The sequence below is a fragment of the Cytophagales bacterium genome, assembly GCA_033344775.1.
Classification (GTDB): domain Bacteria; phylum Bacteroidota; class Bacteroidia; order Cytophagales; family Cyclobacteriaceae; genus JAWPMT01.
The window spans coordinates 1,066,149-1,079,064 of record JAWPMT010000004.1; the positions used below are offsets into that span (position 1 = coordinate 1,066,149).

General features: G+C 43.8%; 13 protein-coding genes. 6 read left to right on the forward strand and 7 right to left on the reverse strand.

Translation table 11 applies throughout. The features are described from left to right. Positions 1 to 15 precede the first annotated feature (15 nt). Positions 16 to 570 (forward strand): hypothetical protein, encoded by a 555-nt coding sequence (locus tag R8G66_13225; protein MDW3193327.1) that lies wholly within the window; start codon positions 16 to 18, stop codon positions 568 to 570. Positions 571 to 784: 214 nt separating this feature from the next. Here the strand turns inward: R8G66_13225 and R8G66_13230 are convergent, their stop codons facing one another. Next, positions 785 to 1,129, reverse strand: a complete 345-nt coding sequence (locus R8G66_13230; protein ID MDW3193328.1) for a DUF3276 family protein — start codon at positions 1,127 to 1,129, stop codon at positions 785 to 787. Between the two features lie 195 nt (positions 1,130 to 1,324). Between R8G66_13230 and R8G66_13235 the strand changes: the two genes are divergently transcribed. Beyond that, positions 1,325 to 2,227 (forward strand): DUF58 domain-containing protein, encoded by a 903-nt coding sequence (locus R8G66_13235; protein ID MDW3193329.1) that lies wholly within the window; start codon positions 1,325 to 1,327, stop codon positions 2,225 to 2,227. A 35-nt stretch (positions 2,228 to 2,262) separates the two neighbouring features. On the opposite strand, the gene R8G66_13240 is transcribed toward R8G66_13235, so the two are convergent. Next, entirely contained in the window at positions 2,263 to 3,231 is a 969-nt protein-coding gene (locus R8G66_13240; protein MDW3193330.1) for an NADPH:quinone oxidoreductase family protein, read from the reverse strand. A 102-nt stretch (positions 3,232 to 3,333) separates the two neighbouring features. Here R8G66_13240 and R8G66_13245 point away from each other — a divergent pair, with 102 nt between their 5' ends. Both R8G66_13245 and R8G66_13250 read left to right on the forward strand, forming a co-directional pair. Next, positions 3,334 to 4,506, forward strand: coding sequence for a glycosyltransferase family 1 protein (locus R8G66_13245; protein MDW3193331.1), 1,173 nt, complete (start codon positions 3,334 to 3,336; stop codon positions 4,504 to 4,506). Between the two features lie 122 nt (positions 4,507 to 4,628). Next, positions 4,629 to 5,321: a hypothetical protein gene (locus tag R8G66_13250; GenBank protein ID MDW3193332.1), complete on the forward strand. Its 693-nt coding sequence runs from the start codon at positions 4,629 to 4,631 to the stop codon at positions 5,319 to 5,321. Positions 5,322 to 5,461: 140 nt separating this feature from the next. On the opposite strand, the gene R8G66_13255 is transcribed toward R8G66_13250, so the two are convergent. The 4 genes from R8G66_13255 to R8G66_13270 all read right to left on the reverse strand — a co-directional run bounded on the left by R8G66_13255 (position 5,462) and on the right by R8G66_13270 (position 7,865). After that, on the reverse strand, positions 5,462 to 5,641 hold the full coding sequence (locus R8G66_13255) for a hypothetical protein (GenBank protein MDW3193333.1): 180 nt from the start codon (positions 5,639 to 5,641) through the stop codon (positions 5,462 to 5,464). Between the two features lie 156 nt (positions 5,642 to 5,797). Further along, on the reverse strand, positions 5,798 to 6,430 hold the full coding sequence (locus R8G66_13260; protein MDW3193334.1) for a TerD family protein: 633 nt from the start codon (positions 6,428 to 6,430) through the stop codon (positions 5,798 to 5,800). Next, complete coding sequence (locus tag R8G66_13265; GenBank protein MDW3193335.1) at positions 6,430 to 6,990, reverse strand: TerD family protein; 561 nt, start codon at positions 6,988 to 6,990, stop codon at positions 6,430 to 6,432. The genes R8G66_13260 and R8G66_13265 overlap by 1 nt, the downstream gene beginning before the upstream one ends. Before the next feature lie 53 nt (positions 6,991 to 7,043). Further along, positions 7,044 to 7,865, reverse strand: coding sequence for a hypothetical protein (locus R8G66_13270; protein MDW3193336.1), 822 nt, complete (start codon positions 7,863 to 7,865; stop codon positions 7,044 to 7,046). Between the two features lie 249 nt (positions 7,866 to 8,114). Between R8G66_13270 and R8G66_13275 the strand changes: the two genes are divergently transcribed. Further along, positions 8,115 to 10,805, forward strand: coding sequence for a prolyl oligopeptidase family serine peptidase (locus R8G66_13275; protein ID MDW3193337.1), 2,691 nt, complete (start codon positions 8,115 to 8,117; stop codon positions 10,803 to 10,805). 309 nt (positions 10,806 to 11,114) lie between these two features. Next, on the forward strand, positions 11,115 to 12,032 hold the full coding sequence (locus R8G66_13280; GenBank protein MDW3193338.1) for a hypothetical protein: 918 nt from the start codon (positions 11,115 to 11,117) through the stop codon (positions 12,030 to 12,032). Here R8G66_13280 and R8G66_13285 read toward each other — a convergent pair. Then, positions 12,029 to 12,817, reverse strand: a complete 789-nt coding sequence (locus R8G66_13285; protein MDW3193339.1) for a PHB depolymerase family esterase — start codon at positions 12,815 to 12,817, stop codon at positions 12,029 to 12,031. The two genes, R8G66_13280 and R8G66_13285, sit on opposite strands and share 4 nt — an antisense overlap. Positions 12,818 to 12,916 lie beyond the last annotated feature (99 nt).

A 12,916-nucleotide genomic window follows, 5' to 3' on the forward strand; every position in this document is an offset into this window, starting at 1 on the left:
GCATCCAGCGTACTCATGTTTCCAGATTTTAGAAAATACTATTACCTATGGCCTGTAGCGCTCCTCGTACTACTGTTTGGTCTTGCCTACGGAGGGTATCTAATTTCAGAATCTGAACGAGTACAACGTCTGGCAAGTAATGTGAATTTCATCTTCACCTACGACAAAAAAATTGAGGTCCCCGATATACCCGAAGATATCGAGAACGACGTAGAAAAAGTCGCCGAATTCAAGCTCGCCTATTTCAAGAAAAACATCGAATATCCTTTAGCGAAAATCGATCAACTCGATTCGACAGTCTTCAACCCGGCTTACAGGGATTCTGTGAGAATGCTTTTATTCAAACTTGACACAATCAGTAGAAGAATCAGGATGGCTGATACGATCACCAAAAAGATCGATGTTCAGATCGATTCTCTGATTGGGATTAGCAATAAAACCTTGAGCCTGGATATTCTTAATGGACAGATCGACAGCCTTTCTATGCAATTGGATACGCTCAAGAAAATGCTGGAAAATCAGCCGGGATTGAGTCCGATTCCTCAACCGGGACTGAGGAGAAAGTTATGATTCTAATTTGCATTTGAGAATTGAGTCCGTAAAACCTCCAATGTCACCTCCCGATTGGTATCGTGAGCGTTGCAATGATCATCTTAATAGCAGAGAAGTAAATAACCAATGAACTCAATCACCAAAACTTCGAAAGTTTCGTATTTTCTGAAAGACAGAAAAAAGCCCCAATCAAATTGAAAGGGGCATCTATATAGATTTTGGTTAGTTCAGGTTAATCCCACTTCAATTCTGTGTCTTCATTGACAGCCACTTGTTCGCGTACTTCATCTTCACGATCAAATTCACTGAAATCCACATCTGGTAACAACTCGTTTTTAACGTGGTTGACCGTTTCATTTAGTGCATCCATGAATTTGTTAAAGTCTTCCTTGTACAGAAAGATTTTATGCTTCTCATAGACAAATCCATCGTCCTTGAAGCGTCGTTTGCTTTCTGTGATCGTCAGATAATAATCGTTAGATCTTGTTGACTTTACATCGAAAAAGTATGTTCTCTTGCCAGCGCGTACCCTTTCGGAGTAGATTTCATCTCTACTTTTATCCTTATTGTCTTCCACCGTAATTGCCGGATTTGGTCGAAACTAAAAAAATTAACTTCGCAATGTTATTAAAAAATCAATCTAAAGATAGTATTTCCATTTTGGAAAATACAAACATAAATCAACCTATTTCGTGTAAAGCCATTTAAGCAATAGTCGAAAAATGCTTAATATCGTTCAATAAAACAATCCATTCATTAAACAGAATTCAAAGTGAACATAACGGAGATCAGGAAGTTCGAAAGTTTGGAACTCCTTGCTAGACAGCTAGTAGAGGGATTTATTACTGGCTTGCACAAGTCTCCATATCACGGATTTTCAGTTGAATTTGCAGAGCATAAACTCTACAATTATGGTGAAAGCACGCGCCATATTGACTGGAAACTTTTTTCTCGTACAGACCGACTTTATACTAAACAATACGAGGAAGAAACCAATCTCAGAGCTCATTTGGTCATCGACACGAGTTCTTCCATGTACTATCCGGCCCCGGAAAATGATAAAATCAGGTTCTCCATTTATGCTGCTGCAGCCTTGGCCTACCTCCTGGTGAAGCAAAGAGATGCGGTTGGAGTAACAGCGTTTTCGGAAGGAATTGATGTGCAGACGGAACAAAAATCAACGAGGATACACCTGAATAACCTGCTAAACATTCTTACGCCCTGGTTGGATACGCCGCCAACTAAAAGTGAAACTTCAGATATTGCATCCGTACTGCACCGTGTGGCAGACAAAATTCATAAGCGATCGCTGGTGATCATCTTCACTGATATGTTCCAGGCAGGTAATGATTTGGAGGAATTGTTCACTGCCTTGCAACATTTGAAGCACCGCAAACATGAGGTCGTTTTATTCCACGTCAACGACCATAAGACTGAAAAAGAATTCGAATTCAAGGACCGCCCTTATCAGTTTGTGGACCTGGAAACGAACGAATCGGTGAAAATTAATCCTGCGTTGATCAAATCAAGCTATAAGGAAGCCATGACTGAATTCTTTGAGAATGTGAAACTTCGGTGCGGACAGCTAAAAGTAGACCTGGTTGAAACGAATACCGATGACACCTTCGATAAGGTATTAAGTGCTTATCTGATCAAGCGACAGAAGATGGTGTAAATATCTGTCACATTGAGGCTCTCGAAATGTGACATCTAGTTTACCTTCAACACAATCTTACCCTTTACTTCCCGGTTTTCGATCTTCTGAAGGGCTTTGGCTGCTTCGGATAACGGAAGTTCCTCGGTGATTTGTGGCGTAATTTTGCCTTCTCCCATCCATTGTAGGAGTTGCATCACGTTCTTATAGTTTCCTTTCGGATCGACGCGCCAAAAACCACCCCAGAATACCCCAACGATGGCCGCTTGTTTCAATAGCGCCAAATTCCAGGGCAATGCTGGAATTTTTCCTGCAGTGAATCCAATCACTAAATGTCTTCCTCCCGGTTTGATACCACGAAATGCTGCTTCAGCGTATTCTCCGCCAACCGGATCAAAGATCACATCTACGCCTCCCAATACTTTCAATTCATCTTTCAATGACTTTTCGGTATAGTTGATACCGGCATCGGCACCATTCTGCAAACACAGATCGATCTTCTCCTGCGTAGAACATGCCGCAACGACTTCCATTCCCATGGCTTTCCCTACCTGGATGGCAGCAATCCCGGTTCCGCCCGCTGCTCCTAAAACCAATAATTTTTCACCTTCTTTCACATTTGCCCGGTCTTTCAAGGCATGAATGGCTGTGGCATAGGTTTCCAGCAAACATGAAGCGGCTTTCATATCTACCGCCTCCGGAATCGAATAGACACTGCCGGCATGAAGTAATACTTTATCAGCAAACCCGCCGTGAGAATTGGCTCCAATAACGCGATCACCAACTTTAAGATGCTGAACACCCTCTCCTACTTCACTGATCACTCCTGACACTTCTCCCCCAGGAGAAAAAGGCAGGTCAGGCTTGAACTGATACAACCCTTTGGCAATGAGCATGTCCGGAAAATTCACCCCGGCATACTTCACATCCACCACCACATGGCCTGGTTGTACCTGAGGGTCTTCTAATTCGCCATAGCCTAGATTGGGCCAGGCACTATAGTCTTCAACGTAGATCGCGTTCATATCTTAAATTTCCTCAACAAGTTACCGTATTTGCTGCAATCAAAATGGTCGCTCCGTGAATCATTCCTCTATTTTTGCCGTTGTGGTATTGCGACAAGCAACATGACAAATAAAACACGGATCGTATTTTTTGTAGACATCCTCGAAAGGCATTTTGATGGAGTCAGTAATACCATGCACCAACTGGCGCATCGAATTCCGCGAGACGAGGTAGAGGCGATTTTCATTACCACTTATCCACCGTCGCAGGATGATTTTCCATTCCCTGTTTATCAGTGCCCCTACATCAGTTGGATCCTTTACAAAGACTACCGTATCGGCCAACCAGGCCGCATGAAAGAGCTCGAGCAACTGCTGGCCGATTTCAAGCCGCAGTTATTGCACTTTACTTCACCAACACTGATGGGAAAATTCGCCATCAAATACGCTGAAAGGCATAATCTCCCGGTTACGACCACCTATCATACCCATTTTCACTCCTATATGGAGTACTACTTCGGCTTTTTCAGGCCTCTTGAGAAATTGATGGGAAATGTTGCCCTACGACTAAGCAGATGGTATTACACCCGAGTGAATACGACATTTGTTCCGAGCGAACCCATGCGTCAATTCCTGCTGGACCTGGGTGTGGAGGGTTCGAAAATTGAATATTTCCGGCGGGGGATCAATGCCCAGCATTTTGACCCATCCTATCGCAGTGCGGAACTCCGAGCATCCTACGGACTTAAGGACAAAAAGATCGTGCTCTTTGTCAGTAGACTCGTCAAAGAAAAGGAGCTGGATACCCTGATCCGTACCAATCGCTTGTTTCAGGAACGAAGATCGGATGTTACCTTCATGATCACCGGAGATGGCCCATTCAAAAGGTACATGGAGAAACGCATGCCCGATGCCATTTTTACGGGTAAACAAACCAAAGAGGAACTGGCAAGACTCTATGCCACGGCGGATGTCTTTATTTTCCCATCTACTACTGAAACGTTCGGGAATGTGGTTCTGGAAGCGATGGCCAGTGGCATACCTGTAGTCGCTGCTGCTGCCGGGGGACCGAAAGGAATTGTCACAAGAAGTGAAGCTGGGTACGTCGTGGAACCCAAAAACGAAGAGGGTTTCTACCAAAAGATCAGCGAAATAATTGATGATCCGGAACTCCATGAAAAGTTTGCTAAAAACGCCGTGCAATACGCACAGAACCAAAACTGGGATGTGCTTTGTGCCGGAATGGTGAGTAAATTGAAGGAAGTAGCAGGCAGTAAAGTAATGTCCGAAGAATAGGAGATAGTGCCCTGCTATTTAAGGCTAGTGTTAGAAAATACCTATTTAAAGGCTATTTAGATGCTACATTATTGATGTATTCAGAATTTCCATATCTTCATCCTCTCATAACCATGATAAAAATGAAACACCTCCTCGCACTTTTCCTCGTTTGTTTTGTGGCCTATAATGTAACGGGTCAATTGATTGCACCTGTTGAAGAATTACCTACACCCGCCGATGTGGAAATCACCTTGAAGGATGGCAATGAAATCCAGGGACGTGTTACGAGTGTCATGTCCGTCAATGGGACAATCCGATCCATAACAGTCAGAGATGTCGATAAAAACAAATTCAAGTTCAAAGCAGAGGAAATGCAAGTCATGAAGGTCCGAATGACCGAGCTAGCCAAACTAGAATCTATCGGTAACTCCAGTTCCTCTCTGATGGAAATGTTGAATGCAGATTTTGAGGAAATCATCAGCCGTGAGTGGGTTATTTACGAACAAGCCCTTTTACCCAAGAAAAAGACGAAATATGCCTTGCTGCAGCTACTGAACCCCGGATTCGATAGCCGGATCAAGATCTATCAAAATCCAGATGCCAATGAAACTGGGGAGACTTCCATTGGTGGCTTCGCGGTGACGGGTGGTGAAGACACTTCCTACCTGATGGTCAAGGATGGTGCTAAATCCGCTAAAGTGAAAAAAGCGAGTTATCGAAAAAGCTTTCCAGAGATTTTCGATGGTTGCGAAGCGCTGAATGAATACAAAGACAAACCTAAATTCCGGGATTTTGCTGCGCATGTGTTTTTGTTCAATAAGGAGTGTGAGTAGGGAGCAGTCGCAATTCAATTGCGACCAAACTGGCTAGCATAATCTCGGCTGAGCCGAGAAAATATTTTATCCCTCGGTGAAACCGAGGGATTGCAGAGTTGTGGACAACCAAAGATCAAACGGCATAAATTTTATTCCTACTAGCCATTCAATTTATCCCCTATCTTCTTTTCAATATTCAACGCCTCTTCGGCAGCTTGGGCTTTCAATACTTCAATGTCTGTTCCTGTCATATCTATTATTGAACCAAATTCATGTGTCATTATTATGCGATAGACACCATTAGAAGACTCAATGATTTCGGATTTCCATTTTGACATGTTTGTTGTTCTTTGAACACTGTTCCCGAATATACAGATTGTTGATTCTTAATTTTATTATCCAGCATGCGTTTTTGCTAATAAGGAGTGTACGTAGGGATTGTGAAGTGAACCCGAATAAATCCGGGTGCAAAAAAGCCCCTTTCGGGGCTCTCACTACAAATACACCTGTTTAATGTGTTGAGCGATAGCGGGGATCTTTTGGGGATTCACCGGCTCACCGATGGTGTGGAAGGCCCAGGAATCTTCAGATCGGACCAGTTTGCCCATGATCATGGAGACGTATCCTTTGAACTTCTGCTCTACTGACAAATTGAAGGTCGCCAGGGTATCATCTACCCGATCCGGACTGCCTTCGTAGATTCGGAGCTTGGAATAAGGAATGTCGCCAAAATCCTGCCCTTCGTAAGAGTTGAGGTAAATGAAAATGGTATCAATATCCCGGGAGACTCGCTTCAAATTGATTGTGATCACTTCATTGTCCAATCCATCGTCACCATCAAGGTCTCCCGTCAGGTCATCTCCGGAGTGGCCAATCGCCCGGTCCTCAGACATGAGGTGATTGAAATAGACCGTTTCATATAGTTGACCTGCAGCATAAGTACTCACCGCACCATCCAGGTCAACGGCAACCGAATTACCCATCAGTGTACGCATCAGGCCTTTTCTAGGAATCGCTCCCCAGTTTAGGCCTACACAAATACGCTCCAGTTTTCTGCCCTCTTTTTCGAGGCGTATGGAAGAACCTTTCTTGAGGTTTATTCCAGTATGTTTATCTAATGTTATCATTACGCGTAGATGTCAACGTAGCCCTGCAATCCTTTTTCAGTAGAAATTCCCACCGCATCAAATTTCCACTCTGATCCTTCTTTGATCAGTTTACCAAACTCCACTTCTGTCGCTTCTGAATAATCGACATCCAGGTTGTAGCGTAGGATCTCTTCATTCGTCTCCACATTCACAATTCGGATGAAGGCATTTTCCACCATGCCAAAGTGGTGATGCTTTGTGAACGCGTCGTTGATGGTTACCACAAAAAGCATCTCCTCTACCCTTGGGTCCACCTTTGCAAGGTTCACGAGGATCATTTCATCGTCCCCATCTCCCAGTCCGGTACGGTTGTCTCCAGTATGCTCTACCGACCGGTCACCTGATCTTAGGTTATTGTAAAAAACGAAGTAGTCGTCCGCTACCAGTTTGTTGTTTGCAGCAAGCATGAAACAGACTGCATCCAGGTCCAGGCTGTTGCCCGGTCGTACATCCCACCCCAGTCCTACAATTATTTTGTTAAGTGACGGTTTTTTCTTTGTCAGGTCAAAGGAGTGACCTTTCTTGAGCTCAATAGCCATGATTATAAGGGTTTTAGTAATGAAAAATTCAAAATCCAGGTAACTGACTTAGGTCACTTACCGAAGAAGTTTTTGATACGGTCTGCCTGTTCTGAAGACTTGGGTACCTCGTCTTCTTTGTCAAAGAATTTGTCTGCTTTGGTTATGGCAACCGATTGAGTCGCCAATGCTTTGATGCGTTCTTCCTTTTTGCTTGTCTGTTCTTTTGCTGGAGAATTGTCAAAGAAGTCTCCATATTTCTTTTGAAGTTGATCAATCGCTTTTTGATCGTCGATCTTCTTTTCTACCTCAATGAGAGTCCCTAAGTCACCTGATTCTCCTGTGGGTGATTCTGTTGTAGGTTCATCCGTGAGTTCTTTTAAAGCTTCTGCTTTGCATTCGGATGCCTCGATGGCCTCGTTGTATTGGGTCAGTTCCCCACTGTTTTTGAGCAGCATGAGACTTTCCATGATTTCCGCATAATTTCTGGACGCATTGGCATCCATCTCGCCGACTTTCACCTTGGCCAATAGTTGGTCCCGCTTGAATTCCAGCTCATTTCGCTGTTTTTGGAATTTGATCCGGGACTGATCTATGGTAGTTTGAAGCTGTTGATATTGCGTGATCTTGTGCTCAACTACTTTCAATTCTTCCCAAAGATTCTGGGCTTTGGCTTTTTCTTGTTTTCTATAGGCCTGCTTCGCATTCTCCTTGATCGTTTTGTTTTGCTCCTTCAATTGAAGGAGTTTGTCGTTGTTGTCAGCAGCTGTCCTTTCAATCGCTGTGATCTGTGCTTTCAGTGCTTCTACACCTTTTTTAATTTCTTCGATGAACTGTTCCACCCGACTGGGAGGTTCGTCATCTTCTTCGAGCAATGAGGTTATTCTGTTAAACATAGTAGTGAATTTCTTTAAATATTCAAATAATAACTTCGAATATGTCTATTTCTACGAGTCTATGTTTGTGAAGGTTGCATCTGCACGGCAAGTTATATTTCGCATTCCTCATGAATGACCTAGCAAAAAGCACGTAAGAAGCTCATCATCTGTAATTTACCACTGATCAGAATCTCCTACACTTTCTAAATATTTGGCTTGCTTGAAGTCGTTTGGTTCATGCTAATTTTAGGGATCAATCTAAAACGCATGAAGTACTTCCTTTCTTTACTTTTCATCAGCATCACTTTGTTGGGGTCAACCCAGGATCTCTGGACTCCTGAAGAAATCATATACACCAAATCTGTTTCGAATGCGGTTTTCTCACCTGATGGAAAACTGGTTGTCTGGACGCAACGAAAAGGCGTTAAGAAAGCTGACAAGTTTGTCAGTGACCTTTACCTGGCACGACTAGACATGAAGAAGGATGGGAAGATCAGAACCTTCCAACTGACCAACACTGATGACAGTGATAACAGCCCACTCTTTTCGCAAGACAGTGAGCAGCTGTACTTTCTTTCCTCGCGAGAAAAAGGCAAAGTCTTGTGGCGTCTGAATTTGTTGGGTGGAGAGCCAGAGAAAGTGCACACTTTTGAAAAAGGAATCAGTAGCATTTCCTGGCTCAAACCTGGGATTATTGCCTACACCTCAGGCGAAGGAAAATCACTCTACGATATTGAAAACGAGAAAGATAATACGCAAATCGTCGAAGATACTGCGCATTGGAATGCCCGCCGACTGTACAGCTTTGATGTGAAGAAAAAACAAATCACCCGGCTTACGGACAACAAGTTTCGGGTACGACAGTATGCCTCTTCCAAGGATGGAAAGTACCTGATTTATCAGTTGATCCTTAGTCCAAATTATGGTGCAGATGCTAATCCCAAACCACAGTATTTTCTCAAAAATCTGAATTCTGATGAAACCATGCAAGTCCTTCAAGGCATGCAAGAGCCGGGTCAGTTTCAATTTCCGAACAGTGGAGAAGGATTCTATTTCACTGCTACAAAATCATCCAATCCCCAATGGAATGGTGCTGGCATCAATGAATTGTATTATTTCGATCTAAGCACCAATGAATATCAGAAGGTAGCGCTGGATTGGGAAAACGGGATGGGCCGGTTCTGGCTATCCGGAAATGATGTAGTGGCACAGCTGCCCAATGGCCCATTGTATGAAGTAGCGTACTACAGGAAATCCAATACCGGTTGGACCAAGCATGCACTGGACTTTGGCAACATGGCTAATCATGTAGTCATCATGTCCGTGAGTGAAAAAGGAGATAAGATAATTTATAATCATTCCACAGCTTCTCAATTGCCGGAGTACTACGTCGCTAATTTGACCAGTAGCAGAAGGTCCATAAGCATTAATAATCAGGAAACCCTGACTTCTTTAAATGACGGACTGAAGAAGAAACCCGTCGCCAAATCTGAAATCATTTATTGGACTGGTGCCAAAGATGAAGAGGTCAACGGTATCTTGTATTTCCCTAAGAATTATGAGCCAGGTAAAAAATACCCGCTGATCCTTTCTATTCATGGTGGGCCAACAGGGGCTGATCATGATTCCTGGTCTGAGCGTTGGTCAACTTATCCCCAGATCTACACGGATAAAGGAGCGTTTGTCCTCAAGCCCAATTATCATGGTTCAGGCAGTCACAACCTGGCATTCATCGAGTCCATCAAAAACGGAAATTACTATCACCTGGAGCAGATTGACCTTTATAATGGTATTCAACACCTCAATGAAAAAGGGTGGATTGACATGGACAAACTAGGGCTGATGGGATGGTCCAACGGAGCGATTTTAGCCACCTGGATGACCCTCAAATACCCAGATATGTTCAAAGTGGCTGCTCCAGGTGCGGGAGACATCAACTGGACTTCCGATTATGGGACTTGTCAGTTTGGGGTTACGTTTGATCAGAGCTATTTCGGAGGCGCACCCTGGGACGATACCAACGGAAAGCACTACAACGAATGGTACATCAACAATTCACCCATTTTCGAGATTGAAAAGATCAAAACACCTACGATTATTTTTCACGGAAGCGAAGATCGGGCCGTACCGCGTGATCAAAGTTGGGAATATTACCGGGGCTTACAACAAGTTGGTGTTGCACCAGTAAAATTTCTTTGGTTTCCTGGTCAGCCGCATGGTCTTCAAAAAATCACGCATCAACTCCGCAAAATGAAAGAAGAAATCAAATGGATTGATCAACACCTGTTTGGGAAAGCAGAAGAAAGGAATGAAGCGTTGAAGCCCGACAGTCCATTGGCCACACAAATGACTTTGGATAAAAGTCCAACGAAAGACGGTCAGTATGGCATGGAAAAGGACGGTGTTTTAATACCAGAAGTCATCGAAGTAGGAAAAGATAGCATTGCTATCGGTCGATTTGAAGTTACGATTGCTCAATACCATAGCTACACCGGCGACACATACTCTGCACTGCATGCTAATCATCCAATCACAGGATTATCGTCCTCAGATATCCAGGGATATTTGAGCTGGCTGTCTGAAAAAACGGGAACTACTTACCGGCTTCCAAATGAAAAAGAAGCGAAGAAACTACACGCGCTAGGGCGAAAAAGTGCCAAGAGTCAGAATAACCTTAATTACTGGGCAGGTTACGATTTGACCGCTACGGATGCGGACAAGTTAAATCTGACACTAACAACCGTAAAAAATCTGATCAAGCCAGTAGGTAGTCATCCTGCCATCAAATTGAAAAATAAGGACTTGCTTTTTGATCTGGGTGGAAATGTCGCAGAATATTACTCAGCAAACGGTGCTCTGAGGACCTATGATTACAGCGGATACGATTTCGTAGACCCATTCAATAAGGAAACCGGTGCTGAAGCAAAAAATACAGGCATTCGTGTGATAAGGGAGTAGTCTCCTTCCTGTCCAGGCCCATATCGATGCCATGAAGCTAAGGCTGAAATTTTAATGTACAGAAGTTATTCCTTGGATGGAATCTTTGAAAATCGGTAATGAACATATCTTTTTAAGCAAAGACTCACTAGGCCGTACGCGGAAGCGGAGTGACCTTAGCTTAATGGCATTGAGGCTCATATGATGATGAAATCCAAGATTCTTCGTCTGATAAAATATGGACTTTACTATCCAGTTGCCGTCTTTGTTCTTCTAGAGTTCTCACTTAGAGTTCTCGGATTTCAACCTTATAAGCATACTGACTTCAAGGTGATTTCAAATCCACCAAATGCCTATACCGGACACCCTTCATTGGGCATACAACTCAATGAAGGTGTTTTTGACATCACCGTCAATGATCAACTGACTTTTCATGCCACTCACGAGCCGGGAGGCTACAGAAATGTGAGCAAAGCGCCCCGCACTGCTCAAGCTGATGTATGGATGCTAGGATGCTCTTACACGTATGGCTACGGAGTAAATGACGAAGAAAACTTCACAAGCCTGCTCCAGAACCGATATCCTCGGGTACATTTCAGAAATGCAGGCGTAATCGGGCACGGCACCGTGCAGGCACTCATGAGGTTAAAAAAGATGATGATTCAAGGTCATCCGAAAATGGTATTGCTCAATTTCTCTTCGTATCATTTCATGCGCAATACGCTTTCTCAGCAATATCGTTCGCATCTAAAAATTGGCTACAGTCGAGCTTCTAAAAGTGCCCAACAGCAAATGGCAGTTGCCCGTTTCCCTTTTATGAGAAGTTGCGAAAACAGCCTTCAACTAGTAGCATGGGATGACATCTATGATCACTGGCCTGGACGAGAATCACTGGCTACGGTTCACTCGATGCAAAAGACTTATGATCGCCTGCTGGAGGATGTCGATCAGCAAATCGAAGTGGCAGCTTGTCTGATTCAGGAAATGGCACAGATATGTAAAGACAATGGCGTCATATTCCATGTCGTCTGTCTTGATCGTTCGCCAGCCACACAACAACTCAAAATGAAAACTGGAAATATCCCCTGGCTAGACGTGGGATACAGTTTCTCTGATACAACCATGACCAATCACCCTTATGACGATCACCCCAATCCTAAAGGTCATCGCTTCATTGCTGATCAGATTGATCAACATTTAGCTCCTGCATTCCAGAAGCTATCGCAAACTACTCTGTCAGAACTTTAGTCCTTTCGTTTATCCAATAACCAATCATAGACAACAGCCGTTGAAAATGCTTCGGTTACACCATGGTCGTTGCTATCAATGCTTGAAAAGATATTCGGATGCTCGATTTTACTAGTTGGGATGTTGACGTCTGATCGCTGTACAAAAGTTTTTCCAAATTCCGATTCGAAGTGGATCACCGTTGATTCAGCATAGTCGTATTCAATTACAGGATCACCGGTATTGTGCATGATCCACATCGGCATGTTCTTGATTTCCTCACAGCGCGACTTGCAGGTCAATGCCCCTGCAACCGGAATGATCGCCGCAAACTTTTCTGGAAACCTTTTGGCTGTTCCCCAGGTGCCTATGCCTCCCCTACTCAGCCCTGCCAGGTATACCCGATCCGGATCGACGTTGTGATTGGCTACTACTTCATCAACGATCTGGGCCAATTCGGCTGCGTTCTTGTACCATTGGCGATCTGCTCGACTCCCCGTCCTCATGTGTGGGTTAACGATCACAAATGAGTCCGGTAATACACTCTTAGGTTGCGTAATGTAGTAAAACGGGCCTGCATCTCGTACCGTATTGGGATTTGGAGAAGCCGAGGCTTCACCGCCTTGCAGGTACATGATCATCGGCCATTTACGTTTCTGTTCGTACGCTTTGGGCAAATACAGCCAATAAGCATCCACTATTTTTTGAGAACGGCCCTCGGTTACAAGAATTTGCTTTCCAGGGCCTGATGACTGATCACAAGCAGTAAGTATGAAAATCAAAAGGATGAAATGGAGTTTCTGCATGGCACCAAGATAGGTAGATATCTATTGACTTAAACTCAGAGAAATAGCAATGAAGATACCCCCTCCTCAAGGATTTCTTCCTCCATCTTGCCAATAAAA

Excerpts from the sequence above, each read along its gene's own strand:
- R8G66_13225 (MDW3193327.1), top strand. The coding sequence starts at position 16 with ATGTTTCCAGATTTTAGAAAATACTATTACCTATGGCCTGTAGCGCTC.
- R8G66_13240 (MDW3193330.1), bottom strand. The coding sequence starts at position 3,231 with ATGAACGCGATCTACGTTGAAGACTATAGTGCCTGGCCCAATCTAGGC.
- R8G66_13245 (MDW3193331.1), top strand. The coding sequence starts at position 3,334 with ATGACAAATAAAACACGGATCGTATTTTTTGTAGACATCCTCGAAAGG.
- R8G66_13250 (MDW3193332.1), top strand. The coding sequence starts at position 4,629 with ATGAAACACCTCCTCGCACTTTTCCTCGTTTGTTTTGTGGCCTATAAT.
- R8G66_13255 (MDW3193333.1), bottom strand. The coding sequence starts at position 5,641 with ATGTCAAAATGGAAATCCGAAATCATTGAGTCTTCTAATGGTGTCTAT.
- R8G66_13260 (MDW3193334.1), bottom strand. The coding sequence starts at position 6,430 with ATGATAACATTAGATAAACATACTGGAATAAACCTCAAGAAAGGTTCT.
- R8G66_13265 (MDW3193335.1), bottom strand. The coding sequence starts at position 6,990 with ATGGCTATTGAGCTCAAGAAAGGTCACTCCTTTGACCTGACAAAGAAA.
- R8G66_13270 (MDW3193336.1), bottom strand. The coding sequence starts at position 7,865 with ATGTTTAACAGAATAACCTCATTGCTCGAAGAAGATGACGAACCTCCC.
- R8G66_13275 (MDW3193337.1), top strand. The coding sequence starts at position 8,115 with ATGAAGTACTTCCTTTCTTTACTTTTCATCAGCATCACTTTGTTGGGG.
- R8G66_13285 (MDW3193339.1), bottom strand. The coding sequence starts at position 12,817 with ATGCAGAAACTCCATTTCATCCTTTTGATTTTCATACTTACTGCTTGT.